The sequence below is a fragment of the Pseudoclavibacter soli DSM 23366 genome (genome assembly GCF_000423505.1).
In the GTDB taxonomy this organism is placed as follows: domain Bacteria; phylum Actinomycetota; class Actinomycetes; order Actinomycetales; family Microbacteriaceae; genus Pseudoclavibacter_A; species Pseudoclavibacter_A soli.
This window is the reverse complement of the sequence record NZ_AUIC01000003.1, coordinates 374,629-398,691: the sequence shown is the minus strand read 5'-3', so window position 1 is coordinate 398,691 and position 24,063 is coordinate 374,629. Positions and strand designations below refer to the sequence as shown.

Sequence of the window (24,063 nt, the reverse complement as noted above, 5' to 3'; positions counted from 1 at the left end):
AGCGATCCAGAGGAGTCCCATGGCCGCGTCACCATCGCGCATCGCGACGAAGAGCCGCCACACGTCCGAGTCTGACGTCACGGTCACCGTCAACCTTGACGGCACCGGTGCGTCACACATCGACACCGGGGTGCCCTTCTACAACCATCTGCTGACTGCACTGAGCAAGCACTCACTGATCGACCTCGACGTGCAGGCGTCTGGCGACATCGATATCGACGTGCACCACACCGTCGAAGACACCGCGATCGTGCTGGGCGAGGCCGTGCGCGAAGCCCTGGGTGACAAACGCGGCATCGGCCGCTATGGCGATGCGACGGTGCCTCTCGATGAGGCGCTGGCACAGGCGGTCGTCGACGTCTCAGGGCGTCCGTACTTCGTGCACACTGGTGAGTCAGAGGCCTTTGCGCTGCACCTGATTGGCGGGCACTTCACCGGCAGCTTGGTGTCGCACGCTCTCGAGTCATTCGCGTTCCACGCTGGCATCACGCTGCACCTGCGCCTGCTGGCCGGGCGCGATCCGCACCACATCGCCGAAACCGAGTTTAAAGCCGTCGCGCGTGCCCTGCGTCTGGCAGTGCAGCCCGATCCGCGAGTCAGTGGTGTGCCCTCGACGAAAGGTGCACTGTGACGGTTCGCCCTTCAGTCGCCGTGCTCGACTATGGCAGCGGCAATGTGCACTCTGCGGTGCAGGCGCTCGAGCGCGCTGGCGCCGACGTCACGTTGACAGCCGATCGCGAGGCGGTGCTCAGTGCAGACGGCCTGCTCGTGCCTGGTGTGGGGGCGTTCTCGTCGGTTGTGCAGCAGCTTGAACAGGTTGGCGGGCCGGCCCTGATCGACCGGCGGCTCTCCGGCGGGCGCCCAGTGCTCGGCATCTGCGTGGGCATGCAAGTCATGTTCGACTCCGGCATCGAGGGCGGCACCCGTCATGCGGGCCTGGCACAGTGGCCGGGCGAGGTTGTCGAGCTCGACGCTCCGGTGCTTCCGCACATCGGCTGGAACACTGTGCACGCTGGCGAGGGCTCCAAGCTCTTCGAAGGCATTGCCGATGAGCGGTTCTATTTTGTGCATTCCTACGCGGCGACCGACTGGAGCCTTGAAGTGATCAAGCCTTTTCCTGAGGCAGTTGTCACCACGGCCGAGCACGGCCAGCGCTTTCTCGCCGCGGTCGAGAACGGTCCGTTGAGCGCCACACAATTTCACCCCGAGAAGTCAGGCGAAGCGGGTATCACGCTGTTGCGCAACTGGCTTGCAACATTCTGATCACGACCATCGAAACCACATACAAGGAGACGCCTTAATGACTGATGACCTCGCACGCCGCCCAGAGCTTGAGCTGCTGCCGGCCGTCGACATCGCCGACGGCAAGGCAGTGCGCCTGACGCAGGGCGAGGCCGGCACCGAGAAGTCGTACGGTGATCCGGTAGATGCTGCCGCAGACTGGGTGTCTCAAGGCGCAGAGTGGATTCATCTGGTCGACTTAGATGCAGCCTTCGGGCGCGGCGAGAACCGCGCATCCATCAAACGCGTCATCAAACAGGTGGGCGACATCAATATTGAGCTCTCTGGCGGCATTCGCGACGATCGCTCGCTTGAACAGGCGCTCGCCACCGGGGTGAAACGCATTAACCTGGGCACCGCGGCCCTCGAGAACCCAGAGTGGGCCGCGCACGTCATCGCCGAGTACGGCGAGGCAATCGCGGTCGGGCTGGATGTCCGCGGCACGACGCTCGCGGCTCGCGGCTGGACCAAAGAAGGCGGTGACCTGTGGGAGGTGCTTGCACGTCTCGAAGAGGCCGGCTGTGCCCGCTACGTGGTCACCGACGTGTCGAAAGACGGCACGCTGACCGGGCCGAACATCCAACTGCTGCGTGACGTGCTGGCCCGCACAGACAAGCCGGTCGTCGCCTCCGGCGGCGTGTCGACGCTCGACGACATTGTGGCGCTGCGTGAGCTGATTCCGGCGGGCCTTGAAGGAGTGATCATCGGCAAGGCACTGTACGCCGGTCGGTTCACGTTCGCCGAGGCTCTCGATCTGGCTCGAGACTGACCCTATGCACGATCACTGCGACCACGATCTGCCCAGCGACTCCGCAGGCACGCCATGGGCTGGTCGTCGGTTCGAAGAGAACCGATTCAGCGCTGATGACGGTACTGCGCCGCAGGTGTGGCTCGAGACCGTGCGACGCTTCCGCCTGGCGGAGGTGAGCATCACCGAGGTGATCAGCGCGCTGCATGAAACGCGCCTGCTCATTCCTCTGTTGGCCAAGCTCGAGGCTGCCGGGGTCAACGACAAAGGGCTCACGGTCGAAAAGTCAGCCGAGCTGTCGACGGTGAGCGTGGCAACGCCCGATGGCCAGCGCGCGTTGCCGGTGTTCAGCTCCATCGAAGCCATGAATCGCTGGAACCCCGAGGCTCGCCCTGTGCCGGCCGAGGCCGCACGTGTGGCTTTGGCAGCTGCTGGGGAGAATACCCCGCGCGTTGTGGTCGACCCCGGCAGTGAATCTGAATTCGTGGTGCGTTGGCCTGCGCTCGAAGCCTTGGCAACCGGCGCCGAATGGGTTCCTGCCGTCGACGACGCGCGTGTGCTGGAGGCGTTTATGCGCCCGGCCAGCGAGGTGCCGAGCATCAAGTCGCTCGTGCTCATGCCGGGTGACCCGACGTCGCAGCTGCGCGGGCCAGAGGTGATCGTGCAACTCGAGGTGATCGACGGCCTCGATGCTGCCGAGCTCAAAGAGATCACAGACTGGCTGTCGGAGCAATGGCGTGACGACGCCACCATCGCTCAGCGGGTCGACTCGCTCGGCGTGCGCTGCGTGCGCACGACCTTCTGAAAATCAGTTGACCGGGCCGGTGAGCTTCTCGCCGGGGCCCTCGCCGCGCTTATCAGGAAAAGTCGAGGCTTCGCGAAAGGCCAGCTGCAGGGTGCGCAGACCATCGCGCAGACTTCGCGCGTGCAGGTTGCCCACATGCGGTGCTGACGCGACGACCAGGCCGGCCAGTGCCTCGATGAGCTTGCGTGCTTCATCAAGGTCTTTTTCGTTCTCGGGGTCGTCAGCCAGGCCGATTTTGACTGCTGCGGCGCTCATCAGATGAACAGCGGTGGTAGTGATGACCTCGACCGCTGGCACGTCGCTGATGTCTCGGGTCAGTGTGTCGAGAGCCTCGACGTCCTCGTCGGTCCACTCTTTCTCAGCCACGATGATCTCCTTTGTCGGTCAGCGCGCCGATGCGGCGAAGACACTGATCTGCTAGTATTGGCCCGGCTGTGCTCTTCTGAGTCACAGCCACGAGCTGAAGAGGAGCACACGCTCCCACCTATGGTAGTCGAGTTCTGAGAGACTGCCGGGTCTGCACCGTCTCGCCGCATGTCGGCGTGCGTGCTCCTCCGATGTTCGGCATACGTCTTGAACGAAAAGGAGCAGCTGATTAGCGAACCGCGCATCAACGATCGGATCCGTGTCCCAGAAGTACGTCTTGTGGGGCCCAAGGGTGAGCAGATCGGGGTGGTCCCCGTTGCCAAGGCACTGCGTCTGGCACAAGAGGCCGATCTCGACCTGGTCGAGGTCGCACCCAACTCCAAGCCTCCAGTGGCCAAGCTCATGGACTACGGCAAGTTCAAGTACGAAGCTGCACAGAAGGCTCGCGAAGCGCGCCGCAATCAGACCAACGCCCAGCTCAAAGAGATCCGCTTCCGTCTGAAGATCGACAGCCACGACTACGAGACCAAGAAGGGGCATGTCATCCGCTTCCTCAAGGCGGGCGACAAGGTCAAGGTCATGATCATGTTCCGTGGCCGTGAGCAGTCGCGCCCTGAGTTCGGCTACAAACTGCTGATGAAGCTGGCAGAAGAGCTGCGCGAATACGCCACCATCGAGTCAAAGCCGTTGCAAGACGGCCGCAACATGACGATGGTACTTGCACCAACTCGCACCAAGGCCGAGGTCAAAGCAGAGGCAGACCGCGCCAAGCGGCAGGCCGAGGCTGAGGCCACCTCCGAGACACCCGCTGACAACTGATCTGGGCCGAGCCCAGCACGAGAGAGAAGAAGAAACATGCCAAAGCAGAAGACGCACTCCGGTGCGAAGAAGCGATTCCGCACCACGGGCAGCGGCAAGCTGTTCCGCGAGCAGGCGAACAAGCGCCACCTGCTCGAGCACAAGCCGTCGACCCGCACGCGTCGCCTGAGCCAGGATGCTGCGGTCTCGGCCGCTGACACCAAGCAGGTCAAGCGTCTGCTGGGCAAGTAACCTCAGAAACCTCAAGGAGAGAACAGCATCATGGCCAGAGTAAAAAGGTCCGTCAACGCGAAGAAGAAGCGTCGCGAAATCCTAGAGAAGGCAGAGGGCTACCGCGGTCAGCGCTCACGCCTGTACCGCAAGGCAAAAGAGCAGGTCACCCACTCATACACCTACGCCTTCCGCGACCGTCGCGCCAAGAAGGGGCAGTTCCGTCGCCTCTGGATTCAGCGCATCAACGCGGCTGCTCGTGCGAACGGCATCACCTACAACCGTCTGATCCAGGGCCTCAGCCTTGCTGAGATCGAGGTCGATCGTCGACTGCTCGCCGAGCTTGCCGTCAACGACCCCAAGACCTTCGCGACACTCGTCGAGACGGCCAAGCAGGCACTGCCCGCAGATGTGAATGCGCCGAAAGCCTGAGCATGCTGACCAGCGTTCACAATGAGCGCGTCAAGTCCGCTGCCGCACTGGCTCGCAGAAACGCCCGGTCCAAGACCGGGCGTTTTCTGTTGGAGGGGCCGCAGGCGGTCGATGAGGCGCTGACCGGTCGCCACGACTTGGTCGACGAGGTGTTCGTCACCCCGGGCGCCTCGGTGCGCGTCGATGGGTTGGCCGCCACGGCCGAGAGACTCGGCATTCGAGTCACTGAGGTCAGCGACGCGGTGCTGCGAGCCATCGCCGACACCGTGACGCCGCAGGGTATTCTCGCGGTGGCTCGGCAGGCGCCCACAGCGCTCGAACAGGTGCTGCCCACACAACCGTCACTGGTGGCCATCCTGCATCGCATTGCCGACCCGGGCAACGCGGGAGCAGTGCTGCGCGTTGCTGATGCGGCTGGTGCTGATGCCGTGGTGTTCACTCAGGGCAGTGTCGACCCGTACAACCCCAAAGCGGTTCGGGCGACGACTGGTTCGCTCTTTCACCTGCCGATGACGGTGGATGCCCCACTCGAGCAGGCGGTCGAGGTCGCGCGATCTGCGGGCCTGCAGGTGCTCGCCGCTGATGTTTCAGGCGAAGTGCTGCATTCGAGTGCAGCCCATGCCGATCTGCTGGCTCAGGCCACGGCATGGGTGTTCGGCAATGAGGCCCACGGCCTGACCGAAGAAGAACTCGCCTTGTGCGATGGGGTGATTCGCCTGCCGATCTTCGGCCGCGCGGAGTCGCTGAACCTTGCCACAGCAGCCGCCGTGCTGCTTTACCAGTCGGCGTTTCATATACGCGGTTAGGTATGATAGCGAACTGACTGATACCGTTGGCACACGTTTCGGTATTGTTACGCTCCGCCGACTTCGCCCGGTTCGCGAAGTCCGCGCCATTACGATGAGGAAATATGAGCTCGCATAATACGGTGTCCATCCCTACGATCCAGAGCGATGACCCGATCGTGGTTATCGACCATGTCGACAAGCACTACGGCGAACTGCATGTGCTCAACGACATCAATACCAACGTGGGGCACGGTGAGGTCGTCGTTGTGATCGGCCCTTCGGGGTCAGGCAAATCAACGCTCTGCCGCGCGATCAACCGTCTCGAGACCATCGACTCCGGCACCATCCTGATCGACGGCGAGCCGCTTCCGTCAGAGGGCAAGGCGCTGGCACAGTTGCGTGCCGATGTCGGCATGGTCTTTCAGTCGTTCAATCTTTTCGCGCATAAGACCATTCTCGAGAACGTCACGTTGGGGCCCATTAAGGTCCGTGGCCTCAAGCGAGAAGAGGCAGAAAAACAGGCTTTGGCGCTGCTGGAGCGCGTCGGGGTCGCCTCGCAGGCGAACAAATACCCGGCCCAGCTCTCTGGCGGGCAGCAGCAGCGTGTTGCGATTGCGCGATCACTGGCGATGAACCCGAAGCTGATCCTGATGGACGAGCCCACCAGCGCGCTCGATCCTGAGATGATCAACGAAGTGCTTGACGTCATGGTCGAGCTGGCTCGTTCTGGCATGACGATGGTCGTTGTCACGCACGAGATGGGCTTCGCGCGCAAAGCCGCCGATCGCATCATCTTCATGGCCGACGGCCAGATCGTCGAAGAAGCTCGCCCCGACGACTTCTTCAATAACCCCAAAACCTCGAGAGCACGAGAGTTCCTCTCGAAGATCCTCACGCACTGAGGCGTGAGCCCCCACCACAAAGGAGCAATACTGTGAAGATCAGCAAAGCACTCTCCGCTGTCGCGGGCCTGGCCGTCGCTGCACTTGCGCTGACTGCCTGCTCAGGCAGCAGCACGACCGCGACGACCAGCGACCAGCCGTTTACCGTGGCAGAGAATGTGTCGTTGGAGGGCAGCACCACCTTCGACAACATCAAGTCACGCGACAAAGTGATCATCGGTGTCAAAGATGATCAGCCGGGTCTTGGCTACCTTGACGCCACCACGAACGAGCGTTCTGGCTTCGACGTCGAGATCGCCCGTTGGATCGCGGCATCGCTCGGCTACAGCGAAGACAAGATCGAGTTCAAATCGATCCCAAGTGCCAACCGTGAGCAGGCCATCATCAACGGTGACATCGACTACTACGTTGGCACATACTCGATCACCGACAAGCGCAAGCAGCAGATCAGCTTCGCTGGCCCCTACTTCGTGACTGGTCAGGGCCTGCTCGTGCGTGCTGACGAGAACGACATCAACAGCGTTGACGATCTTGCCGGCAAGACCGTGTGCTCTGCGACGGGCTCTACCCCGATTCAGAACATCAAAGACAACTACCCCGACATTAAGACCACTGAGTTCGATAAGTACTCACAGTGCGTTGACGCTCTGCAGAACAACCAGGTTGACGCAGTGACCACCGACGAGGCCATCTTGATCGGCTACGCCGCGCAAGACCCGGACAACCTCAAGGTCGTGGGTGAGCCCTTCACCACCGAGAAGTACGGTGTTGGTTTGGCCAAGGACGACTCGGTGCTGCGTGCACACATCAACGAGCTGTTCACTGATGGCGGCGACATCTGGACCAAGATTTACGACAGCACACTCGGTACCTCTGGCACCACCGTGGAGCAGCCGGCGGTTGAAGCGTACTGATCCGTCGCTCTCCTCGATCACAGAGTTCTGAGAACGCTGTGACCACTCTCGGGCCGGGGACGGCATCGCCTCCCCGGCCCACCCCTCTCATTCGACTGCACAAGGAATCACAGTGAACGTCCTGATCGACAATCAAGATCTGTTCGTGACCGGATTCAAGAACACGCTCATCCTGTTCTTTGTCTCGGCTGCGTTCGCCATGCTGATCGGCCTGATCGTCGGCGCCTTCCGGGTGTCTCCGGTAGTGCCAATGCGCGTGGTCGGCGCAGTGTATGTGAACCTGGTGCGCAATACACCGCTCACGCTGCTGATGCTGTTCTTCGCGCTGGGGTATCCGAAGCTGGGACTGCCCACGCCGGGCTTCATGACGCTGGCGATTATCGCCCTCAGCCTCTATACGGCCACCTACATCGCCGAGGCGATTCGATCTGGTATCAATACCGTGCCAGTAGGGCAGGCCGAAGCGGCACGCTCGATCGGTCTGAGCTTCGGACAGACCATGTCACTCGTAGTGTTGCCGCAGGCCATCCGTGCCGTTGTGCCGCCCATGGTCAGCGTGTTCATCGCGCTGCTGAAGAACACCACCGTCGCAGCGGGATTCTCCGTGTTCGAGGCCGGAGCCATTCGCGCATATGCGTCTGAACGCGGTGAGAACCAGCTGGTCACCCTGCTGTGGGTCGCAGCCATCTTTATCGTGCTCGTGCTGTTCCTGTCAGCACTGCAACGGCACTTCGAACGCAAATGGAAGGCAGCACGATGAGAGCATCGGTACTTTTCGACGTCCCCGGCCCCAAAGCGATTCGCCGCAACCGCCTGCTGGGCGTCGCGACGATTGTCGTGGTCATTGCCGTTCTCGCCTTCATCGTCGTGCAGCTGGCCAACGCCGGGCAGTTCGACGCCAAGCGCTGGTCGATCTTCACCTATCCACTGGTCTGGGCAAAGGTTGGCAGCGGCCTCATCTCGACGCTCTCCGCTTTCGCCCTGGCCTCAGTGCTGAGTTTGTTGTTCGGCCTCCTGCTGGCCATCGGGCGTCTTTCCGAACACCGATGGGTGAGCGTGCCCGTCGGCTGGATCACTGAGCTGTGTCGTGCTGTGCCACTGCTGATCCTCATGATGCTCATCTACTACGGGCTTCCGACGGTGGGTGTGCAGGGCATCACTCCTTTCGCTGCGGTTGTGGTCGGGCTGACCGTCTACAACGGGTCGGTGCTCGCCGAGGTGTTCCGCTCGGGCATCGAGTCGCTGCCGAAGGGGCAGGCCGAGGCTGGCTACTCCATCGGGCTGCGCAAAGCCGGGGTTATGCGGTTGATCCTGTTGCCGCAGGCTGTCAAGGCCATGATGCCGGTGATCATCTCGCAGCTGGTCGTCATCTTGAAAGACACTGCCCTAGGCTTCATCGTCACCTACGAAGAGCTGCTCTACGTCGCCAAATCGCTGGGCACTCAGGCCGCTTTCGGCTATCCGATCATTCCCTCTGCCATGGCTATCGGCGCCATCTACATCGGGCTCTGCCTGGTGCTCTCTGGCTTCGCCACTTGGCTGCAGCGCCGTCTCAGCCGCTCCCGTCGCTAGAATGGGTGAGGGCGCGAACGCCCCGAACCATTCACGCTGAAACGGAACAATGTCAGACAGTAGCTCGATCACTCAGGAGTCCGTCGACGCGCTGGTCGCGCAGGCCCTGGCCGCCATCGAGGCGGCCGAGACCTCGCAGCAGCTCATCGACGTGCGCGCCGCACATATCGCCGACGGGTCACCGCTGGCCGCTCTCAACCGCTCCATTGCGGCGCTGCCCAAAGAGCTCAAACCCGAAGCCGGACGCATCGTCGGGCAGGGGCGTGGTCGAGTGCAGAAGGCGTATGGCGCACGTGAGGCCGCGCTCAAGGCGGCAGAAAAGGCCGCCCGGCTGGCGGCAGACACCGTCGACGTCACTGCGGCCGTGAGCCGCACGCGCACCGGTGCGCGGCATCCGCTCAATCTGCTGATCGAGAGAGTCAGCGACGTGTTCGTTGGCATGGGCTGGGAGATCGCCGAGGGGCCAGAGGTTGAGAATGAGTGGTTCAACTTCGACGCGCTGAACTTCGACGCTGATCATCCGGCGCGGGCGATGCAAGACACCTTCTTTGTGGCACCCGAGAACCGCCACCTGCTGCTGCGCACACACACCTCTCCGGTGCAGGTGCGCTCCCTGCTCGAACGCGATCTGCCGGTCTACGTGCTGGCTCCCGGGCAGGTGTATCGCACCGATGAGCTCGATGCCACACATACTCCGGTCTTTCACCAGTTCGAGGGGCTGGCGGTCGACCGCGGGCTCACCATGGCCGACCTGCGCGGCACGCTTGAGCACATGGCCCGAGTGATGTTCGGTGACGACGCGCGCATTCGGCTGCGCCCGAGCTATTTCCCATTTACCGAGCCGAGCGCAGAGCTCGACGTCTGGTACCCCGGTGCCAAGGGCGGCGCCCGATGGGTCGAGTGGGGCGGGTGCGGCATGGTGCACCCCAACGTGCTTCGCGCTGCAGGCATCGACCCGGCGAAGTATTCCGGGTTTGCTTTCGGGATGGGCGTCGAGCGTACGTTGCAGTTCCGCAACGACGTGAACGACATGAGAGACATGATTGAGGGAGACGTGCGTTTCAGCGAGCAGTTCGGGGTGAACATCTGATGCGGGTACCACTGAGCTGGCTCGCCGAGCAGGTGCACCTCACCGATCGTTCCACCGATGCGGTGTTAGCGGCGTTGGTCAAAGTCGGCCTTGAAGAAGAAGACGTGCATCGTTTTGATGTGTCGGGTCCGCTCGTTGTGGGGCAGGTGCTCTCGGCCGAGCCCGAACCGCAGAGCAATGGCAAGACCATCAACTGGTGCCAGGTGCGAGTCGCTCCAGAAGGGCAGCTAGCCGCCGACGGCGGTGCCGACGTGCGTGGCATTGTCTGTGGCGCCCACAACTTCGTGGTCGGCGACAAAGTGGTTGTCACGTTGCCCGGCAGCGTGTTACCCGGCGGCTTCGCCATCGCTGCACGCAAGACCTACGGTCATGTCTCTGACGGCATGATGGCCAGCGCTCGTGAACTGGGGCTTGGCGAAGACCATAACGGCATCATCGTGCTCGCCGCTCTCGGGCTCGACCCTGAGGTCGGCACGCTGGCTATTCCGCTGCTCGGCCTCGACGATGCCGCAGTCGAGATCAACGTCACCCCAGATCGTGGCTATGCCTTCTCGATTCGCGGGGTTGCCCGTGAGTATGCACACTCCACAGGCGTCGACTTCCGTGATCCGGTGCTGGCCGTCGGCACTCCTGCGCTCGGCAGCGGATTCCCCGTCGAGATTCGCGACGAGGCACCGATCCGCGGTCAGGCGGGGGTGCGCAGCTTCGTCACGCGAGTCGTCGAAGGTGTTGATGCCAAGGCAGCGACCCCACCATGGATGCTCGAGCGGCTCACGCTCGCCGGCATTCGGTCGGTCTCGGTGATCGTTGACGTGACGAACTACGTGATGCTCGAAACTGGCCAGCCCATCCACGCCTATGATCTCGACACCGTCGACACCGGGCTGATCGTCCGTCGGGCTCAGGCGGGCGAACACCTCACCACACTCGATGGCAAGGAGCGCTCGCTCGATGCCGAAGACCTGGTGATCGCCGATCACTCGGGGCCCATCGGCTTGGCCGGCGTTATGGGCGGCGCCGCCACTGAGGTGAGCGATGCCACCAACCGCGTGCTCGTCGAGGCCGCCGCTTTCGAACCGGTGTCGATTGCGCGCACTGCCCGTCGCCACAAGTTGCCGAGCGAGGCGTCAAAGCGTTATGAGCGCGGTGTCGACCCGACCATTGCCGCAGCCGCGGCGCAGCGTGTGGTCGATCTCATCATCGAGCTCGCCGGTGGAACCGCAACCGAGCTCGGCTCGTCGTATGCCGACGTGCCGGCGACCCCGGCCATCCAGCTGCCGATCGATGCTGCGTCAAAGCTCGTCGGGGTCGAGTACGGCCGTGATGAGGTGATCTCGATTCTGCGCCAGATTGGCGCCGAGGTCGTCGAAGACGGCGACGTCTTGCAGGTGACCCCGCCCAGCTGGCGCCCTGATCTCACCGAACAGGTCGACCTGATCGAAGAAGTCGCCCGCATTGCCGACTACACGCGCATCCCGAGCCGACTGCCGGTCGCTCCGCCAGGGCGCGGCTACACGACGGCTCAGCAGTCGCGACGTCGCATCGCTCGTCACTTGGCTGGCGCCGGGTACACCGAGGTGTTCAGTTACCCCTTCGTGTCGGCAGCGCAGAATGCCCTGTTCGAGTCGGCTGAACTGCCATCGGTCGAACTCGCAAATGCGCTTGACGCCAAAGAGGCTCTGCTGCGGCGCCTAGTGCTGCCCGGTCTGCTGACTGTCGCTCGGCGCAACGTCGCCCGCGGGCTGACTGATCTGGCGATCTACGAGCAGGAGGCGGTCTTCCGGCCCCAGACTGGTCAGCAGCTTGGCATCGACGAGTTGCCCGTCGGCAGCGCTCGACCCACCCCGCAACAGCTTGCCGCGCTTGGTGCCTCGCTGCCCGATCAGCCTCGGCATTTGGCCGCGGTGATCACTGGGCAGACGTTGGCCAAACAGCCAGGCGTGCACGCCGTGCCGGTCGACTGGCAAGAAGCCGCGCAATTCGTCGTGCAGGCGGGGCTCGCGGCGGGTGTGTCGCTCACTCTGCGGTCTGCTTCGGTCACTGGGCTGCATCCCGGGCGCAGCGCTGAGGTGGTTGCTGAGCGCGCTGAAGGCGCAGTGGTCGTCGGATTCGCCGGTGAGCTGCACCCCGACATCGCTCATGAGTATGCACTGACCGGTCGGGTGGCCGTGGCCGAGATTGACCTTGACGCACTCATCGCGCTGTCGCCCGAAGAAGTGAAGGCTACGCCAGTGCACACGCAGACGCCGGCCACGCAAGACCTGTCGCTGGTCGTGCCAGCCGACACTGCGGCAGCGGCCGTTCTGCGTGCAGTGATTGATGGTGCCGGTGAGCTGCTGGAGCACGTCGCGCTCGTCGACGACTATCGAGGTGAGGGCATTGAGCCTGGGTTCAAATCGTTGACCTTCGCACTGCGTTTCCGCGCACTCGACCGCACACTGACCGCGGCTGAGGCAAGCGAGGCCCGCGATGCTGCTGTGGCTCTGGCAGCCGAGCGCCTTGGCGCCACGCCGCGCGTCTGAGAGGCAACCTGCCTCAGACGCGGCGGCGGTCGCGAGTAAGGTAGTGGCATGTCGATTTCTGTTGCCGTCGCCGGAGCCTCGGGCTATGCCGGTGGAGAGCTGCTGCGTCTGCTGAGCAGCCACCCTGAGTTCACTGTGCGCACGGTTACGGCGCATAACAATGCCGGTTCGCGTCTGGGCGACATCCATCCGCATCTGCATCGACTGGGCGACCTCGTGCTCGCCGATACCAATGCAGAGTCGTTGGCTGGGCACGATCTGGTGTTCGTCGCGCTGCCGCATGGCAAGAGTGGTGAGCTGACCGATCAGCTGTCACCCGACACGGTCGTGGTCGACGCTGGGGCAGACCATCGCCTCGTTGACGAAGATGCCTGGGGGCAGTTCTACGGTGGGCAGTATCACGGGGCCTGGGAATACGGCCTGCCTGAGCTGCCGCGTGACGGCGCACGACAGCGTGAGCACCTCGTGGGTGCCACTCGTATTGCCGCGCCCGGGTGCAATGTGACCGCAGTCAGCCTTGGGCTTGCTCCCGCAGTGGCTGCCGGTCTTGTCGAGCTGCAAGACTTGGTCGCGGTGCTCTCGGTGGGGCCCTCTGGTGCGGGGCGTTCGCTCAAACCCAACCTGTTGGCCAGTGAAATCATGGGTGCAGCCAGCGCCTACGCCGTCGGGGGAGTGCACCGCCACATCCCCGAGATTCAGCAAGATCTGCGCTGGGCCGCCTCGGCTGCTGGTCAGCCCGAAGAAGGCCCCATCACCATCTCGTTCACTCCGGTGCTCGTGCCGATGTCTCGGGGCATCCTGGCGACGTCGACGGCTCGAGTGCTGCCGGGGGTGACCGAATCAGATCTGCGTGACGCGTACGAAGCCGCCTACGGCGATGAGCAGTTCATCGCGTTGAGCGCTCCCGGCCGATACCCGAGCACTGCAGAGGTGCTTGGCGCCAACGTGGCGGCAATCGGCATCGCACTCGACGAGGCAGCCGGCCGCCTGGTTGCTGTCACTGCTCTCGACAACCTCACCAAGGGCACGGCGGGCGCCGCCGTGCAGTCTGCCAATATCGCACTCGGCCTCAACGAGGGAGCCGGGCTGCCCACTGAAGGAGTCGCACCATGAGCGTCACATTCCCCCGAGGATTCTCAGCCGCCGGAGTCGCTGCCGGCATCAAAGAGCACGGCGGGCTCGATTTGGCGCTCGTGGTCAACAACGGCCCCGATCATGCAGCTGCGGCAGTGTTCACCACGAACCGTTGCCAGGCGAACCCAGTCATTTGGAGCCGCCAGGCGGTGGCAGACGGTCGCATCGACGCCGTGGTGCTGAACTCCGGCGGAGCGAACTGCTACACCGGCTCACAAGGCTTCCAGACGGCCCACGCCGAGGCCGAGGCCGTCGCCGAGGGGCTGGGCGTGTCTGCTGGTGACGTGGTGGTGTGCTCAACGGGCATCATCGGCCATCAGCTGCCCAAGCAACGGGTGCTCGAGGGCATTGCTGCGGCGATCCAGCAGCTCTCCGAAGACGGCGGCGACGTGGCAGCACGAGCCATCATGACCACCGACACCAAACCCAAGACTGCGACTTTTGAGCATCCCTCAGGATGGCGCATCGGCGGAATTGCCAAAGGCTCTGGGATGATCGCACCCGGCATGGCCACCATGCTGGTCGTGCTTGCCACCGATGCCGTGCTCGACTCTGACACGCTCAACGGCGCGCTGCACCAGGCAGTCGACGTGAGCTTCAACCGCCTCGACGTTGACGGCTGCATGTCAACCAACGACTCAGTGACGGCGCTGGCCTCGGGCGCGTCTGACGTGCCCGCCGACCCGACAGAGTTCACCCAAGCGCTCAGCCAGGTAGCCACAGAACTTGCTGCCGCGATTCAAGACGATGCAGAAGGCGCCTCGCACACTATCGATATTGAGGTTGTGCATGCGGCGACCGTTGACGAGGCGGTGACCGTCGGGCGCTCCGTCGGGCGCAACAACCTGTTCAAGACCGCCATCGCGGGCAACGACCCGAACTGGGGGCGCGTGTTGGCTGCCGTCGGAACCACCGATGCGCAGTTCGATCCGTTTGACATCGACGTGACAATTAACGGCACGAGGGTCTGTCACGCAGGTGCACCTGACGTCGACCCTGCTGAGGTGGAATTCTCGACTCGCGCGGTGCATGTGCTGATCGACCTCAAAGTCGGTGAGGCCACTGCCACGCTGCGCACCAGCGATCTCACCCATGAGTATGTCGAGATCAACAGTGAATATGAGAGCTGAGCAATGATCGATCAGAAAGACGCCGATGAGCAGCACTTGGCTGCGATCAAAGCCAGCACGCTGATCGAGTCGCTGCCCTGGCTGCAGCGGTTCCACGGCGAGACCTTCGTGATCAAGTTCGGCGGCAACGCCATGACCGATCCAGCGCTGCTCGATGCGTTTGCGCAAGATGTCGTGTATCTCAGCATGGTGGGCATTCGTCCGGTGGTGGTTCATGGCGGTGGGCCGCAGATCACTCGGATGCTCGAACGGCTTGATATCGCCAGCGAGTTTCGCGGCGGCTACCGGTACACCTCTCCCGAAGCGCTCGATGTGGTGCGCATGGTGCTCACTGGGCAGGTCTCCAGAGACATCGTCGGCCGTATCAACCGGCACGGGCCGATTGCCGTGGCGATCTCCGGCGAAGACGCCGGCCTGTTTACGGGTGCACGAGTCACGACAGACGATCAGGGCGAGCCGCTCGACTTGGGCCTCGTGGGCGAAGTCGTCGCAGTCGATCCCACGATTGTGCAGGCTCAGCTTGACGCCGGTCGGGTTCCGGTGGTCTCATCCATCGCTCCAGACGGCGACCACCCTGAAGACTCGCTGAACGTCAACGCAGATGCTGCTGCCGCGTCACTGGCGGTTGCCCTCGGCGCAGCCAAGCTGGTGCTGCTGACGAACGTGCCGGGTCTGTACCGAAACTGGCCTGACACCTCGAGCCTGATCTCCTCCCTGACCGCGAGCGAGCTGACCGAGCTGCTGCCTGGGCTGGCTTCGGGCATGATCCCCAAAATGCGAGCGTGCCTCGATGCGGTCGAAGGCGGCGTCGACACTGCGGCGGTCGTTGACGGTCGCGTTCCACACTCGGTTCTGCTCGAGATCTTCACCGACCGGGGAATCGGCACCGAAGTCACCGCCACCGCAGCCCCAGAACTTACAGCCACACCAGAGACAAAGGAATAACCAGACCCATGAGCCAATGGCAAGAAGAATACGCCGAGCATCTGCTCCCAGTGTTCGGCAGCCCGATGCGAGAGTTCGACCACGGTCGCGGCGCGTGGATCTACGATTCCGAGGGTTGTCGTTACCTCGACTTTCTCGCTGGCATTGCCGTTTCTTCACTGGGCCATGCGCATCCTGGGCTGGTACGTGCGATCAGCGAGCAGGCCGAACGGGTCATCCATGTCTCGAACTACTTCACCTCGGCGTCGCAGATCGGGTTGGCTGAAGACCTTCTCCGTGTGGCAGACGACCCGAGCGAGGGCCGGGTTTTCTTCGCGAACAGTGGCACTGAAGCCAATGAAGCCGCGTATAAGCTGGCTCGCGCCTGGCGGCATCGTCACCCAGAACGCACGCGGGTGCTCGCTCTCGATCACGCCTTCCATGGCCGCAGCCTGGGAGCTCTCTCGCTGACCTGGAAGCCCGCCCTGCGCGAGACTTTTGAGCCGCTGGCCAGCGACGTCGAGTTCATCCCGGCCACCATTGAGGCTCTCGAGCACAGCATCGACGATACCGTCGCCGCGCTGTTCGTCGAGCCGGTGCAGGGCGAAGCCGGCGTGCTGCCGCTGCCCGAGGGGTACTTGGCTCGCGCTCGTGAACTGACCCGCAACGCGGGTGCACTGCTGATCATCGACGAGGTGCAGACCGGAGTGGCACGCACCGGCACGTGGTTCGCCTTCCAGCAAGAGGGCATCGTGCCTGATGCATTCACCTTGGCGAAGGGCTTGGGCGGCGGTGTGCCAATCGGTGCGCTGGTCACCACCGGAGAGGCCAGCAGCGTGCTCAAGGCCGGCGAGCACGGCACCACCTTCGGCGGCAATCCGTTGGCCACCTCTGCTGGTCGCGCGGTCATTCGTGCCATCGAAGACGAAGGGTTGCTTGAGAACGTCGCACGTCAGTCGTCTCGCCTGCGCGACGCGCTTCCGGAGCTGCCACTCGTGGCAGGCGTGCGTGGGCGCGGCCTGCTGATCGGGGTGCAGCTGGCCCAGCCGGTCGCCCATGCCTTTGTGCGTGCGGCGCTCGAAGAAGGGCTGATCGTCAACGCACCTGATGATCGAACCATTCGACTGGCTCCGCCGCTGATCATCGGCGAAGCCGAGGTGGCCGAGTTCCTCGACCGCTGGACACTGACTGCTGAAAGGCTGAGCGCATGACTCGACACCTCCTCCGTGACGATGACCTGACTGCTGCCGAGCAGGCGGAGGTGCTCGACCTCGCTGCTGCGCTCAAGGCAGATCGCTTCTCGCTGAAACCGCTGGCCGGGCCACAGACAGCGGCGGTCTTCTTCGACAAGACCTCGACCCGCACTCGGGTGTCGTTCGCCACCGGTATTGCCGATCTCGGCGGGTCTCCGCTGATCGTCGAATCTCAGGTGAGTCAGCTCGGTGGCAAAGAGTCCATCGCCGATACCGCGCACGTGCTCGAGCGAATGGTCGCGCTGATCATTTGGCGCACCTATGCACAGAGCGGTCTTGAAGAGATGGCAGAGAACTCGCGAGTGCCGGTCATCAACGCCTTGAGCGATGACTTCCATCCCTGCCAGATCCTCGCCGACCTGCTCACCATCCGCGAGCACAAAGGGAGGCTGGCCGGTCTCACCCTCGCGTATGTGGGCGACGCAGCCAACAACATGGCCAACTCCTACTTGCTGGGTGGGGCCACCGCGGGCATGCATGTGTGCGTCGCCGGCCCTGAAGGCTATCTGCCCCGTGCCGATGTGGTGGCCGACGCCGAGGCACGCGCCGCCGAAACCGGGGGCTCCGTCTGGGTCGGCACCGACCCGCGCAAGGCCGTCGCTGACGCCGACGTCGTGATCACCGACACCTGGGTGTCAATGGGGCAGGAGTCCGAGAAGGCCGAGCGGCAGCAGCTGTTCACCGACTATCAAGTTGACGACGAGCTGTTCGCCTTAGCCGATTCCGAGGCGATCTTCCTGCACTGCCTGCCGGCGTACCGTGGCTATGAAGTCGCAGCCTCGGTGATCGACGGGCCACGGAGCGTCGTCTGGGACGAAGCCGAGAACCGACTGCACGCGCAGAAGGGGCTCATGGCGTGGCTGCTCGCCCAGCAGTGACCCCCACCACGTACAATTGCAGAAGCCGCATCGGCGGCATGGTCTGAAGGAGCACAGGAAACACATGACTGATCGCATCGTTCTCGCGTACTCTGGCGGTCTCGACACCTCTGTCGCGATCGGCTGGCTCAAGGAGCGCACTGGCAAAGACGTCGTCGCACTGGCGGTAGACGTGGGTCAGGGTGGTGAAGATCTCGAAGAGATCCGCCAGCGCGCGCTCGCTTGTGGCGCGGTCGACGCAGTGGTCGCCGACGTCAAAGAAGAGTTCGCTCGCGACTACCTGATGCCTGCGCTCAAGGCCAACGCTGCGTACCAGCGCAGCTACCCGTTGGTTTCGGCGCTGTCACGCCCGATCATCTCTAAGTACCTTGTGCAGACCGCACGCGAGCTGGGTGCCGATACCGTGGCTCACGGCTGCACCGGTCAGGGCAACGACCAGGTGCGCTTTGAGGCTGCGGTGGCCGCGCTCGGCCCCGACCTGGCCACCATCGCGCCCATCCGCGACCTCGAACTCACCCGCGACCGCGCCATCGAGTACGCCGCGGTGCACCAGCTGCCGATCAAGCAGTCGAAGAAGAGCCCGTACTCCATCGACCAGAACGTCTGGGGCAAGGCAGTCGAGACCGGCTTCCTCGAAGATCCCTGGAACGCACCGATCGAAGATCTCTACACCTACTCCAAGAACCCCGCTGAGGCGTCTCGCGAGGGCGTCGAGGTGACGATCACGTTCAAGCAGGGCATTCCCGTGGCCATCGACGGCCAGGCGGTCACCCCGCTGCAGGCAGTCGAGCGCCTCAACGTGCTGGCTGGCAACGAGGGCGTCGGGCGGCTCGACTTGGTTGAAGATCGTCTGGTGGGCATCAAGAGCCGTGAGGTGTACGAGGCTCCGGGCGCAATCGCACTGATCACCGCGCACGAAGAGCTCGAGAACCTCACCCTTGAGCGCGATGTCAACCGCACGAAGCGCGACCTGGAGAACCGCTGGAGCCAGCTGGTCTACGACGGCCTCTGGTTCTCCGGGCTCAAGCGTGCCATCGACGCGTTCATCGAAGAGACCCAGCAGGTGGTCTCGGGTGACATCCGACTGCATCTGCAGGGCGGGCGCGCCACGGTCACCGGGCGTCGCTCGGCGCAGAGCCTCTACGACTTCAACCTGGTCACCTACGATGAGGGCGGCACATTCGATCACAAGTCATCCAAGGGCTTCATCGAGCTCTGGTCACTGCCCTCCAAGATTGCTGCACGTCGAGACAACCCGCTGGCTCTGTCACAGGACGCGGTCTCGATTGAGGCCACCGGGGCCGCGAGCCTGCCTGCTGCAGAAGCAGCTGAGGCAGCCGCTGAGCCGGTGACCGTCGAGCGCACGCAGGAGCGCTGAGCATTGTCGGAGCAGGCGAGTTCTGCTGGTGCGCTGTGGGGCGGTCGGTTCAGTGACGGGCCGTCCCCGGCGCTTGCCGAGCTGAGTCGTTCGACGCAGTTCGACTGGGTGCTGGCGCCATACGACCTGCAGGGGTCACATGCACATGCCGCTGCCCTGCACCAAGCCGGCTACCTCACCGATGACGAGTTCGCGGGCATGACCACCGCCCTCGACGAGCTCGCCGAACGCGTCCGCTCTGGCGCATTTGTTGCGCAGCCGCAAGACGAAGACGTGCATTCGGCCCTCGAACGCGGACTGATCGAGATCGCTGGGCCAGAACTTGGCGGCAAGCTGCGAGCCGGACGCTCCCGCAACGACCAGATCGCCACTTTTGTGCGCATGTACGCCAAAGATCATGCCGTGCGCATCGCCGGCCTTGTGCGTCATGTGATCGATGCGCTCGTGGAGCAGGCCACGCGCCACATCAACGACCCACTCCCGGGGCGCACACATCTGCAGAGCGCGCAGCCAGTGCTGCTGGGGCATCACCTGCTCGCGCATGTCTGGCCGCTGCTCCGTGATCTTGATCGCCTGGCAGACTGGCGCGCCCGAGCCGATGTGTCACCCTATGGCTCAGGAGCGCTCGCCGGCAACACGTTGGGGCTCAACCCCCAGCTGGTCGCCGAGCAGCTCGGCTTCTCGTCGTCGGTGGCCAACTCGATCGACGGCACCGCGTCGCGGGATGTCGTGGCCGAGTTCTCCTTCATCCTCACGCTGATCGGCATCGATCTCTCACGATTCGCTGAGGAGATCATCATTTGGAACACCGCAGAGTTCGACTTTGTCACTCTCGATGACGGGTACTCCACGGGCTCCTCGATCATGCCGCAGAAGAAGAACCCTGATATCGCCGAGCTGGCCCGTGGCAAAAGCGGTCGGCTGATCGGTGATCTGGCCGGTTTGCTGGCCACACTCAAGGCGCAGCCTTTGGCCTACAACCGCGATCTGCAAGAAGACAAAGAGCCGGTCTTCGACCAAGTGAACACGCTCGAAGTGCTGCTGCCAGCCTTTGCCGGCATGGTCGCCACTGCTCGTTTCAACGTGACGCGCATGGCCGAGGTTGCTCCGGCGGGCTTCTCCCTGGCCACCGACGTGGCCGAATGGCTCGTGAAACAGGGCACGCCCTTCCGCGACGCACATGAGATCTCCGGCGAGCTGGTGAGCTTCTGCGAGCAGCGCGGTCTGACGCTCGATCAGCCCAGCGACGAGCAGTACGCATCCATCGACCCTCGGCTGAAGCCCGAGGTGCGCAGTGTGCTCACCGTCAACGGCTCGGTCAACGCGCGCAACGGACGTGGCGGCACCGCAGCATCCAGCGTGCAGGCTCAGCTCGATGCTGTACCGGCCATCCTGCATGACACCCTTCAACGAATCGGCGCGACCGGCGCCTGATCCGTCACACAGACGAAAGACAGATACCGTGACCCAGGCGATGCAACCGGCAACGCAGCAGATCGACACCAGCTTTGACTCGATCATCGACGAGCTGGTCTGGCGAGGGCTAATCTCGGTCAGTACTGATCTCGACGCGTTGCGATCCGACTTGGCCGCTGGGCCAGTGAAGTACTATTGCGGCTTCGACCCCACCGCGGGCAGTCTGCATTTGGGGCACCTGGTGCAGCTGCTGCTGATGCGTCGCCTGCAGCTGGCGGGCAACGTGCCATACGCGTTGGTCGGAGGCGCGACCGGCTTGATCGGCGATCCTCGCCCTACCGCTGAGCGCACGCTCAATTCCCGCGATCAAGTCGCCCAATGGGTCACGCAGTTGCAGGCGCAGGTCTCTGGATACCTCAGCGACGAGGGCGACAACGCGGTGCGGCTGGTCAACAACCTCGACTGGACCTCCCAGCTCAGCGCCATCGACTTTCTGCGAGACATCGGCAAAAACTTCCGTGTCGGCGCGATGCTCGCCAAAGATGCCGTCTCCGCGCGGCTCAAATCCGATGCCGGCATCAGCTACACAGAGTTCAGCTACCAGGTGCTGCAGGCCAACGACTTCCTCGAACTCTTCCGCCGCGAAGGAGTGACACTTCAGAGTGGCGGTCAAGATCAATGGGGCAACTTGGTCGGAGGAGTCGACCTGATCCGCCGCGTCGAGCGAGCGAGCGTTCATGCGCTTGGCTCTCCGTTGATCACCAACTCCGACGGCACCAAATTTGGCAAGTCAGAGGGCAACGCCATTTGGATCGATCCAGAGCTGACCAGCCCGTACGCGTTCTATCAGTTCTGGCTGAACACTGATGACGCTGATGTGATCGCTCGGCTGAAAGTGTTCACATTCCTCACTCGTGAAGAGATCACTGAATATGAGCGCTTGGTCGCTGAAGAGCCATTCCGCCGTGCCGCTCAGCGGCGACTCGCGTTCGAGGTCACTGCCATCGCCCACGGGGCGTCTCAGGCGAATGCGGTGATCGCTGCGTCGGAGGCACTGTTCGGGCAAGGCGACTTGGCTACCCTTGACGCTCCAACCTTGGCGGCAGCAGTCGATGAACTGCCGCACGCAGATGTCGAGATCGGCACACCCCTGTCAGCAATCGGAGTAGAGACTGAGCTGTTCCGCAGCGCGGGCGAAGCACGACGTGCCATCTCCCAGGGCGGGCTCTATCTCAACAACGTCAAAGTCGATGACGCTGATGCGAAGCTCAGCGCTGACGATCTGCTGAATGGCGGCTTCGCACTGCTGCGCCGCGGCAAGAAGACTCTGGCCGGAATCCGCGTCAACACGGGCGACACGCCCGGGTTGCGTTCGGGATTTTGACCGGATGGGGTGGTTGCGTAGAGTATCTACTCGTCACCCCAAAGGTGCTGAAAACTTCTCAGAGTTCAGGCCTCAAGCGGGACCATCCAAATGATGTGAAACATGATGGAAATCATGTGATACACTTTCGGATGTCATCCACACGGAAACATTGTCCGGGGGATGTGCATGAAGCACAGTCTCGGTCATATTCGTGTGCGAGATTGATCATTGATAACTTGATATTTGAGGCGGGTCAAAGCGCCGTTCGAAGTTCGCTTCGAACACACGATTTGACAAGTCACAAACATCAGGTAAACTGATCAAGCGGCGCTTCCGCTGCCAACCACTTCGGTGTCACACCGATTTGACAAGGCAGCACGAAGTGCTAAACTAGAGAAGTTGCCCCGACAGGTAGTAGTTCTTCTCAGAACTGCGAAGGCCGGAAGCATCCGATCCTTGAGAACTCAACAGTGTGCACATGTCGATACCAAAAACCTCGACTTCAGAACTTCGGTTCTGTAAGTGAGATTCCTTTTGGATAGACAGAATTGTCAGATGACATTCTGAATAGCCAAGTCAAATTTTCTACGGAGAGTTTGATCCTGGCTCAGGACGAACGCTGGCGGCGTGCTTAACACATGCAAGTCGAACGATGAAGCTGGAGTTTGCTCCGGTGGATTAGTGGCGAACGGGTGAGTAACACGTGAGCAATCTGCCCTTGACTCTGGGATAACTGCTGGAAACGGTAGCTAATACTGGATACGAGCTGTACAGGCATCTGTAGCAGCTGGAAAGAATTTCGGTCAAGGATGAGCTCGCGGCCTATCAGCTTGTTGGTGAGGTAACGGCTCACCAAGGCAACGACGGGTAGCCGGCCTGAGAGGGTGACCGGCCACATTGGGACTGAGACACGGCCCAGACTCCTACGGGAGGCAGCAGTGGGGAATATTGCACAATGGGCGCAAGCCTGATGCAGCAACGCCGCGTGGGGGATGACGGCCTTCGGGTTGTAAACCCCTTTTAGCAGGGAAGAAGCGAAAGTGACGGTACCTGCAGAAAAAGCGCCGGCTAACTACGTGCCAGCAGCCGCGGTAATACGTAGGGCGCAAGCGTTGTCCGGAATTATTGGGCGTAAAGAGCTCGTAGGCGGTTTGTCGCGTCTGCTGTGAAAACCCGAGGCTCAACCTCGGGCCTGCAGTGGGTACGGGCAGACTAGAGTGCGGTAGGGGAGACTGGAACTCCTGGTGTAGCGGTGGAATGCGCAGATATCAGGAAGAACACCAATGGCGAAGGCAGGTCTCTGGGCCGTAACTGACGCTGAGGAGCGAAAGCATGGGGAGCGAACAGGATTAGATACCCTGGTAGTCCATGCCGTAAACGTTGGGCGCTAGACGTGGGGACCTTTCCACGGTTTCCGTGTCGTAGCTAACGCATTAAGCGCCCCGCCTGGGGAGTACGGCCGCAAGGCTAAAACTCAAAGGAATTGACGGGGGCCCGCACAAGCGGCGGAGCATGCGGATTAATTCGATGCAACGCGAAGAACCTTACCAAGGCTTGACATATAGAGGAAACGGCTAGAGATAGTCGCCCCGCAAGGTCTCTATACAGGTGGTGCATGGTTGTCGTCAGCTCGTGTCGTGAGATGTTGGGTTAAGTCCCGCAACGAGCGCAACCCTCGTCCTATGTTGCCAGCACGTAATGGTGGGAACTCATGGGAGACTGCCGTGGTCAACACGGAGGAAGGTGGGGATGACGTCAAATCATCATGCCCCTTATGTCTTGGGCTTCACGCATGCTACAATGGCCGGTACAGAGGGCTGCGAAACCGCAAGGTGGAGCGAATCCCAAAAAGCCGGTCTCAGTTCGGATTGGGGTCTGCAACTCGACCCCATGAAGTTGGAGTCGCTAGTAATCGCAGATCAGCAACGCTGCGGTGAATACGTTCCCGGGCCTTGTACACACCGCCCGTCAAGTCACGAAAGTCGGTAACACCCGAAGCCGGTGGCCCAACCTTTTGGAGGGAGCCGTCGAAGGTGGGACTGGTGATTGGGACTAAGTCGTAACAAGGTAGCCGTACCGGAAGGTGCGGCTGGATCACCTCCTTTCTAAGGAGTATCTCGAACACAACTGTGTTC

General features: G+C 62.6%; 23 protein-coding genes and 1 rRNA gene. 23 read left to right on the top strand and 1 reads right to left on the bottom strand.

Annotated elements, in window-relative coordinates:
• Positions 1–19: 19 nt before the first annotated feature.
• Genes hisB through G557_RS0101840 form a run of 4 tightly spaced genes read left to right on the top strand, consistent with a single transcriptional unit; the run spans position 20 to position 2,834 of the window.
• Positions 20–631, top strand: coding sequence for an imidazoleglycerol-phosphate dehydratase HisB (hisB, locus tag G557_RS0101855; RefSeq protein WP_036960284.1), 612 nt, complete (start codon positions 20–22; stop codon positions 629–631).
• Positions 628–1,263 (top strand): imidazole glycerol phosphate synthase subunit HisH, encoded by a 636-nt coding sequence (gene hisH / locus G557_RS0101850; RefSeq protein WP_028244735.1) that lies wholly within the window; start codon positions 628–630, stop codon positions 1,261–1,263. Before hisB ends, hisH begins: the two co-directional genes overlap by 4 nt.
• 37 nt (positions 1,264–1,300) lie before the next feature.
• On the top strand, positions 1,301–2,050 hold the full coding sequence (priA, locus tag G557_RS0101845; RefSeq protein ID WP_028244734.1) for a bifunctional 1-(5-phosphoribosyl)-5-((5-phosphoribosylamino)methylideneamino)imidazole-4-carboxamide isomerase/phosphoribosylanthranilate isomerase PriA: 750 nt from the start codon (positions 1,301–1,303) through the stop codon (positions 2,048–2,050).
• 4 nt (positions 2,051–2,054) lie between these two features.
• On the top strand, positions 2,055–2,834 hold the full coding sequence (locus G557_RS0101840; RefSeq protein WP_028244733.1) for an SseB family protein: 780 nt from the start codon (positions 2,055–2,057) through the stop codon (positions 2,832–2,834).
• A gap of 3 nt (positions 2,835–2,837) precedes the next feature.
• Here the strand turns inward: G557_RS0101840 and G557_RS0101835 are convergent, their stop codons facing one another.
• Positions 2,838–3,200 carry a DUF1844 domain-containing protein gene (locus G557_RS0101835; protein WP_245542744.1) on the bottom strand — a complete coding sequence of 121 codons (363 nt, stop codon included), beginning with the start codon at positions 3,198–3,200 and terminating at the stop codon, positions 2,838–2,840.
• Between the two features lie 207 nt (positions 3,201–3,407).
• Between G557_RS0101835 and infC the strand changes: the two genes are divergently transcribed.
• The 19 genes from infC (at position 3,408) to G557_RS0101740 (ending at position 24,033) form a co-directional block, all read left to right on the top strand.
• A complete protein-coding gene (gene infC / locus G557_RS0101830; RefSeq protein WP_245542743.1) occupies positions 3,408–4,019 on the top strand; it encodes a translation initiation factor IF-3 in 612 nt (203 codons plus the stop codon).
• 36 nt (positions 4,020–4,055) lie between these two features.
• The gene (rpmI, locus tag G557_RS0101825) at positions 4,056–4,250 is read left to right on the top strand and encodes a 50S ribosomal protein L35 (RefSeq protein ID WP_028244730.1); all 195 of its coding nucleotides are present in this window, start codon (positions 4,056–4,058) and stop codon (positions 4,248–4,250) included.
• Positions 4,251–4,280: 30 nt separating this feature from the next.
• On the top strand, positions 4,281–4,661 hold the full coding sequence (gene rplT / locus G557_RS0101820) for a 50S ribosomal protein L20 (RefSeq protein ID WP_028244729.1): 381 nt from the start codon (positions 4,281–4,283) through the stop codon (positions 4,659–4,661).
• A gap of 2 nt (positions 4,662–4,663) precedes the next feature.
• The gene (locus tag G557_RS0101815) at positions 4,664–5,467 is read left to right on the top strand and encodes a TrmH family RNA methyltransferase (protein ID WP_028244728.1); all 804 of its coding nucleotides are present in this window, start codon (positions 4,664–4,666) and stop codon (positions 5,465–5,467) included.
• Between the two features lie 104 nt (positions 5,468–5,571).
• The gene (locus G557_RS0101810) at positions 5,572–6,351 is read left to right on the top strand and encodes an amino acid ABC transporter ATP-binding protein (RefSeq protein ID WP_051224096.1); all 780 of its coding nucleotides are present in this window, start codon (positions 5,572–5,574) and stop codon (positions 6,349–6,351) included.
• Between the two features lie 32 nt (positions 6,352–6,383).
• Positions 6,384–7,265, top strand: coding sequence for a glutamate ABC transporter substrate-binding protein (locus tag G557_RS0101805; protein WP_028244726.1), 882 nt, complete (start codon positions 6,384–6,386; stop codon positions 7,263–7,265).
• 112 nt (positions 7,266–7,377) lie between these two features.
• Positions 7,378–8,025: an amino acid ABC transporter permease gene (locus G557_RS0101800; RefSeq protein ID WP_028244725.1), complete on the top strand. Its 648-nt coding sequence runs from the start codon at positions 7,378–7,380 to the stop codon at positions 8,023–8,025.
• Positions 8,022–8,837 carry an amino acid ABC transporter permease gene (locus G557_RS11030; protein ID WP_051224093.1) on the top strand — a complete coding sequence of 272 codons (816 nt, stop codon included), beginning with the start codon at positions 8,022–8,024 and terminating at the stop codon, positions 8,835–8,837. The genes G557_RS0101800 and G557_RS11030 overlap by 4 nt, the downstream gene beginning before the upstream one ends.
• A gap of 49 nt (positions 8,838–8,886) precedes the next feature.
• Positions 8,887–9,927 (top strand): phenylalanine--tRNA ligase subunit alpha, encoded by a 1,041-nt coding sequence (pheS, locus tag G557_RS0101790; RefSeq protein WP_028244724.1) that lies wholly within the window; start codon positions 8,887–8,889, stop codon positions 9,925–9,927.
• Complete coding sequence (gene pheT, locus G557_RS0101785) at positions 9,927–12,449, top strand: phenylalanine--tRNA ligase subunit beta (protein WP_028244723.1); 2,523 nt, start codon at positions 9,927–9,929, stop codon at positions 12,447–12,449. The genes pheS and pheT overlap by 1 nt, the downstream gene beginning before the upstream one ends.
• Positions 12,450–12,497: 48 nt before the next feature.
• Positions 12,498–13,562 (top strand): N-acetyl-gamma-glutamyl-phosphate reductase, encoded by a 1,065-nt coding sequence (gene argC / locus G557_RS0101780; protein WP_028244722.1) that lies wholly within the window; start codon positions 12,498–12,500, stop codon positions 13,560–13,562.
• Entirely contained in the window at positions 13,559–14,713 is a 1,155-nt protein-coding gene (gene argJ, locus G557_RS0101775; RefSeq protein ID WP_028244721.1) for a bifunctional glutamate N-acetyltransferase/amino-acid acetyltransferase ArgJ, read from the top strand. The genes argC and argJ overlap by 4 nt, the downstream gene beginning before the upstream one ends.
• Positions 14,714–14,716: 3 nt before the next feature.
• Positions 14,717–15,658, top strand: coding sequence for an acetylglutamate kinase (gene argB, locus G557_RS11025; protein ID WP_051224090.1), 942 nt, complete (start codon positions 14,717–14,719; stop codon positions 15,656–15,658).
• Positions 15,659–15,666: 8 nt separating this feature from the next.
• Entirely contained in the window at positions 15,667–16,848 is a 1,182-nt protein-coding gene (locus G557_RS0101765) for an acetylornithine transaminase (protein ID WP_028244720.1), read from the top strand.
• Positions 16,845–17,768 (top strand): ornithine carbamoyltransferase, encoded by a 924-nt coding sequence (gene argF / locus G557_RS0101760; RefSeq protein WP_028244719.1) that lies wholly within the window; start codon positions 16,845–16,847, stop codon positions 17,766–17,768. The genes G557_RS0101765 and argF overlap by 4 nt, the downstream gene beginning before the upstream one ends.
• Positions 17,769–17,832: 64 nt before the next feature.
• Complete coding sequence (locus G557_RS11020; RefSeq protein ID WP_051224087.1) at positions 17,833–19,146, top strand: argininosuccinate synthase; 1,314 nt, start codon at positions 17,833–17,835, stop codon at positions 19,144–19,146.
• A gap of 3 nt (positions 19,147–19,149) precedes the next feature.
• Entirely contained in the window at positions 19,150–20,580 is a 1,431-nt protein-coding gene (gene argH / locus G557_RS0101750) for an argininosuccinate lyase (RefSeq protein WP_028244718.1), read from the top strand.
• 40 nt (positions 20,581–20,620) lie between these two features.
• Entirely contained in the window at positions 20,621–21,946 is a 1,326-nt protein-coding gene (tyrS, locus tag G557_RS11015) for a tyrosine--tRNA ligase (RefSeq protein ID WP_245542754.1), read from the top strand.
• Between the two features lie 566 nt (positions 21,947–22,512).
• Positions 22,513–24,033: ribosomal RNA gene (locus G557_RS0101740) — 16S ribosomal RNA — on the top strand.
• Positions 24,034–24,063: the final 30 nt, after the last annotated feature.

Excerpts from the sequence above, each read along its gene's own strand:
- hisB (WP_036960284.1), top strand. The coding sequence starts at position 20 with ATGGCCGCGTCACCATCGCGCATCGCGACGAAGAGCCGCCACACGTCC.
- priA (WP_028244734.1), top strand. The coding sequence starts at position 1,301 with ATGACTGATGACCTCGCACGCCGCCCAGAGCTTGAGCTGCTGCCGGCC.
- G557_RS0101840 (WP_028244733.1), top strand. The coding sequence starts at position 2,055 with ATGCACGATCACTGCGACCACGATCTGCCCAGCGACTCCGCAGGCACG.
- rpmI (WP_028244730.1), top strand. The coding sequence starts at position 4,056 with ATGCCAAAGCAGAAGACGCACTCCGGTGCGAAGAAGCGATTCCGCACC.
- rplT (WP_028244729.1), top strand. The coding sequence starts at position 4,281 with ATGGCCAGAGTAAAAAGGTCCGTCAACGCGAAGAAGAAGCGTCGCGAA.
- G557_RS0101815 (WP_028244728.1), top strand. The coding sequence starts at position 4,664 with ATGCTGACCAGCGTTCACAATGAGCGCGTCAAGTCCGCTGCCGCACTG.
- G557_RS0101810 (WP_051224096.1), top strand. The coding sequence starts at position 5,572 with ATGAGCTCGCATAATACGGTGTCCATCCCTACGATCCAGAGCGATGAC.
- G557_RS11030 (WP_051224093.1), top strand. The coding sequence starts at position 8,022 with ATGAGAGCATCGGTACTTTTCGACGTCCCCGGCCCCAAAGCGATTCGC.
- pheS (WP_028244724.1), top strand. The coding sequence starts at position 8,887 with ATGTCAGACAGTAGCTCGATCACTCAGGAGTCCGTCGACGCGCTGGTC.
- pheT (WP_028244723.1), top strand. The coding sequence starts at position 9,927 with ATGCGGGTACCACTGAGCTGGCTCGCCGAGCAGGTGCACCTCACCGAT.
- argC (WP_028244722.1), top strand. The coding sequence starts at position 12,498 with ATGTCGATTTCTGTTGCCGTCGCCGGAGCCTCGGGCTATGCCGGTGGA.
- argJ (WP_028244721.1), top strand. The coding sequence starts at position 13,559 with ATGAGCGTCACATTCCCCCGAGGATTCTCAGCCGCCGGAGTCGCTGCC.
- argB (WP_051224090.1), top strand. The coding sequence starts at position 14,717 with ATGATCGATCAGAAAGACGCCGATGAGCAGCACTTGGCTGCGATCAAA.
- G557_RS0101765 (WP_028244720.1), top strand. The coding sequence starts at position 15,667 with ATGAGCCAATGGCAAGAAGAATACGCCGAGCATCTGCTCCCAGTGTTC.
- argF (WP_028244719.1), top strand. The coding sequence starts at position 16,845 with ATGACTCGACACCTCCTCCGTGACGATGACCTGACTGCTGCCGAGCAG.
- G557_RS11020 (WP_051224087.1), top strand. The coding sequence starts at position 17,833 with ATGACTGATCGCATCGTTCTCGCGTACTCTGGCGGTCTCGACACCTCT.
- tyrS (WP_245542754.1), top strand. The coding sequence starts at position 20,621 with ATGCAACCGGCAACGCAGCAGATCGACACCAGCTTTGACTCGATCATC.